Source organism: Mesorhizobium metallidurans STM 2683 (genome assembly GCF_000350085.1).
Taxonomy (GTDB): Bacteria; Pseudomonadota; Alphaproteobacteria; order Rhizobiales; family Rhizobiaceae; genus Mesorhizobium; species Mesorhizobium metallidurans.
The window spans coordinates 1-2,757 of record NZ_CAUM01000180.1 but is presented as its reverse complement, the minus strand read 5'-3'; the positions used below and the strand labels follow the sequence as shown (position 1 = coordinate 2,757).

The following is a 2,757-nucleotide window of genomic DNA, read 5'->3' as shown; positions in this document are numbered from 1 at the left end:
TGACGACTGTCCTTAGTCGCCAGGGTGCTCCAACATCTCGATGACCTGCTGAATGTCGTGCGGCTCGATTCCGACTTCCCTCAATCCTGGCAGGTCGACCGCCACGTTGTCGACGCGCATGAGGTCAACCTAGTTGCGCTTGATCGGGGCGGCCGGAATGAACTCCGCCATGGCTGCAACGGCATTCCACACCGCAAACGGCATCGGCACCAGCATGGGGCGCCTGCTCAGGCTTCGGGCGATTTCCAGTACCAGTTCCTTGTAACTCAGAACGCGGGGGCCGCCGAACTCGAAGGTCGACGGCTCGTTGTTGCTCTTGTCGATTAGCCGACTTACCCCTTCGGCGACTTTCCCGACGTAAACGGGCTGAAGCCGTGTCGCGCCGTCGCCGAACAACGGATAGACCGGCAGGAGGCGGACCAGCCGCATCAGCGTCGTCAGGAAGGCATCGTCGGGCCCGACCATAACGGCCGATCGAACGACGAGCGCGCCTGGAAAAGCAAGCAGTACCGCCCCCTCCCCCGGCCCGCGTGCCCTTAGGTATGTCGAGTCTGATTGCGGATCGGAGCCGATCCCGAGATCTGGACGAACCTTTCCACTCCAGCTCCGCGCGCCGCACGGGCGAGGTCCGCGGCTGCCTTCACGTGCACGCGTTCGAACGTCACATCTCCACGTTCGACATAGGGGCTGGTCGCATTCACTATGGCATATGATCCTGTGACGGCCGATCCGATGGAAGAAGCCCCCAATATATCGGCCTCGACCAGTTCGGGCAATTTTGGGCGCGGTCGTCGCCGTCTTTGGTTTCGCGCGATGCGGATGGCGGGATACAGCGCGCTACCGAAGCTTTTTTTCGAGGAGACTTTGCACGAGCCTGCGGCCGAGAAACCCTGTTCCACCGAAAACAGTGACGATCCGTTCGGCAGTGCCGTCGCTTAGGTCCATGTCCCAATCCCTTCGACGCCGCGCGGCACTGCGCCGGCGCTTAGTCAGCCGGGACCACCCGCCAAATCTTGTTCCCCACATCATCCGCGACCAGCAACGCGCCAGTTCGGTCGATGGCGACGCCGACCGGACGGCCGAGCGCCTTGTCTCCGTTGCTCAGGAACCCGGTGAGCACATCTTGCGGCGGCCCCGACGGCTTGCCCTGGGCAAACGGCACGAAGATTACCTTGTAGCCGCTTCGGGGCATGCGGTTCCATGAACCATCCTGGCCGATAAAGGCGCCGTTCTTCATTCCCGAACCGAACAGGTCGGCGGTGTTGAAGGTGAGCCGAGCGACGCGGTGTGCGGCCCGAGCGCATACTCAGGCACGATCGCCTTCTCGACGAGATCCGGACGCGGCGGCTGCGCTCTGACATCGATGTGTTGGCCGAAGTAACTATAGGGCCAGCCGTAGAAGGCGCCATCCTTGACTGATGTCATATAGTCGGGAACGAGGTCGCTGCCGATGTCGTCCCGCTCGTTGACGACCACCCAGAGCTCCCCGCTCTCGCCAGAACGACGCCCTCGCCGGCATGATACGTACGACCGTCCTAAAACCCGAGAATGCCGAAGAGGTGCGGGCCAAGCAATTGGTGCCGCTGAGCGATCCGCCCGGCCACGAATACCGGGCCAACATCCAGATCGCTGAACTCAAACGCCATGAACGCCAGCATCGCCATGCTCGCCTACAAGCAACACTGCGGATTTTACGCCCAGGCGCTGCCGGCCTACAACCTTCTGATGAACACCATCCTGCCCCGCCTGTTTGTGGAGCCCGACGCGTGACTGACTTCCGGTTGGCCAAGGTCCACTATGTGCCGGCGGCGCTGGATCCCGGCGTGCTGTATGTCTCCGACGAATATAAAATCGCGATGCACCTTTGCGCATGCGGCTGCGGCAGCAAGGTGCCTGTCTCGCTCGGTCCGGCTGGCTGGAAGGTCACAGAACGCAATGGCGAGCCAACCGTTCGGCCTTCGATCGACAGCGGGCAGCTGCCTTGCAGCTCGCACTATTTCATCACCGACGGGAGGGTCGATTGGTTGCGGCCCATGAGTGCCGCCCAGACCGTGGCAGCCCTTAAGTCTGACCATGGCCGGCGCGAGGCCCATCACCGCGAGATGAACCGAAAATCCCGCTGGTGGAATCGGGCCTGGCGGCACCTGCTCAGCTTGTTCAGCCGCGGCTAAGCCATGACCCCGTATTCTGCAAGCGGCTGACAGGCGGACGTTGAGTAGCGACGAAACCCCTTCCATTGCGACGCCATGCGGAGCAAAGTGACCTGTGAGCCGCCATCAAAAGAAATAAGGGGAGACCAAGTCTCCCCTTATCGATATTGACGCGCAGCCTCGGGATGCCACACAGCGGCAGACGTGGCGCTTGCAATTCAAGAGCACAGACCCACAATCATAGCGTAAAAAGACCCCTGCCCCGTGTTCGTCCCGGCTCCAAGACCCTGGGTCGTGCGCTTGTGGAGGGAGCCAACTACCGGGAGTTGATCACCGCCGGCCGGTTTCGGCTACTCGCCCGCTCCCTTCCTATCTAGCCGTGGCGACTGTTTTACTGCGCGGCCGCGAGCTATAGCGTGATTGGAATGTCTACTTTCAGGCGGAAGGCCCGGCCTCAATGTCCGGAATAGGCGCGAAGCAGCCGACGCTTCATGTATGAACGCTCGCCCTGCCCCGACTACGCACTATTGCGCGGTCTTCGGTTCGGCCACCGCAAATTCGCCGGCCTTCTAGCAATCCTGGTTCGCGTCGAGGAGTAGCAATTCCT

Annotated in this window: 6 protein-coding genes and 1 pseudogene; 3 read left to right on the top strand and 4 right to left on the bottom strand. The window is 61.8% G+C overall.

The genetic code is table 11. The features are described 5' to 3' along the window. Window positions 1-129: 129 nt before the first annotated feature. Together MESS2_RS33735 and MESS2_RS34310 are read right to left on the bottom strand one after the other, a co-directional pair. The gene (locus MESS2_RS33735) at window positions 130-465 is read right to left on the bottom strand and encodes a Rossmann-fold NAD(P)-binding domain-containing protein (protein ID WP_008878335.1); all 336 of its coding nucleotides are present in this window, start codon (window positions 463-465) and stop codon (window positions 130-132) included. A gap of 71 nt (window positions 466-536) precedes the next feature. After that, window positions 537-776 (bottom strand): Rossmann-fold NAD(P)-binding domain-containing protein, encoded by a 240-nt coding sequence (locus tag MESS2_RS34310; protein ID WP_425277768.1) that lies wholly within the window; start codon window positions 774-776, stop codon window positions 537-539. On the opposite strand from MESS2_RS34310, the gene MESS2_RS33730 reads away from it, so the two are divergent. Next, entirely contained in the window at window positions 718-939 is a 222-nt protein-coding gene (locus MESS2_RS33730) for a hypothetical protein (RefSeq protein WP_244440120.1), read from the top strand. The genes MESS2_RS34310 and MESS2_RS33730 overlap by 59 nt on opposite strands. A gap of 46 nt (window positions 940-985) precedes the next feature. Here the strand turns inward: MESS2_RS33730 and MESS2_RS29375 are convergent. Both MESS2_RS29375 and MESS2_RS33905 read right to left on the bottom strand, forming a co-directional pair. After that, a pseudogene (locus MESS2_RS29375) lies at window positions 986-1,494 on the bottom strand (PQQ-dependent sugar dehydrogenase); the annotation flags it as partial. A gap of 41 nt (window positions 1,495-1,535) precedes the next feature. Further along, the gene (locus MESS2_RS33905) at window positions 1,536-1,658 is read right to left on the bottom strand and encodes a hypothetical protein (RefSeq protein WP_280113344.1); all 123 of its coding nucleotides are present in this window, start codon (window positions 1,656-1,658) and stop codon (window positions 1,536-1,538) included. Between MESS2_RS33905 and MESS2_RS33900 the strand changes: the two genes are divergently transcribed. Next, window positions 1,645-1,770, top strand: coding sequence for a hypothetical protein (locus MESS2_RS33900; protein WP_008878333.1), 126 nt, complete (start codon window positions 1,645-1,647; stop codon window positions 1,768-1,770). The genes MESS2_RS33905 and MESS2_RS33900 overlap by 14 nt on opposite strands. After that, window positions 1,767-2,171 carry a ubiquitination-like system serine protease family protein gene (locus tag MESS2_RS29370; RefSeq protein ID WP_008878332.1) on the top strand — a complete coding sequence of 135 codons (405 nt, stop codon included), beginning with the start codon at window positions 1,767-1,769 and terminating at the stop codon, window positions 2,169-2,171. The genes MESS2_RS33900 and MESS2_RS29370 overlap by 4 nt, the downstream gene beginning before the upstream one ends. Window positions 2,172-2,757: the final 586 nt, after the last annotated feature.